The organism is Achromobacter sp. GbtcB20 (genome assembly GCF_019091095.1).
GTDB classification, from domain to species: Bacteria; Pseudomonadota; Gammaproteobacteria; order Burkholderiales; family Burkholderiaceae_B; genus Achromobacter; species Achromobacter mucicolens.
In genome coordinates this window covers 1-273 of the sequence record NZ_JAGXJZ010000522.1, presented here as the reverse complement: position 1 = coordinate 273, position 273 = coordinate 1, and the positions used below count along the sequence as shown (strand labels likewise).

1 protein-coding gene is annotated in these 273 nt (G+C 62.3%); it reads right to left on the bottom strand.

Going from position 1 to position 273, the window contains the following annotated elements; genetic code table 11:
- A partial coding sequence (locus tag KVT32_RS30045; protein ID WP_217619423.1) for a DUF6537 domain-containing protein occupies window positions 1-273 on the bottom strand: 273 nt, incomplete at both ends.

Below are 273 nucleotides of genomic sequence, written 5' to 3'. Positions count from 1 at the left end.
TTCATCGCGCGGCCTTCCTTGTCGTGCTTGGCCATCAGCGGCGGCGCCAGGTGGAATTTCAGCTTGATGTCGCCTTCGAACATGTTGGCGATCTTTTCGCGGAACGCCGGATCGGTATGCAGGCGCGCGACCTCGTACTCGTCCTTGTAGGCCATCAGCTTGTAGTAGTAGCGCGCGACCGCTTCCGTCAGGCGCGTGCCCTTGCCCAGCTTTGCCTCTTCCGCACGCACCTGGTCGACAAACGTCTTGTACTGCGCGGCGTAGGCGGGGCTC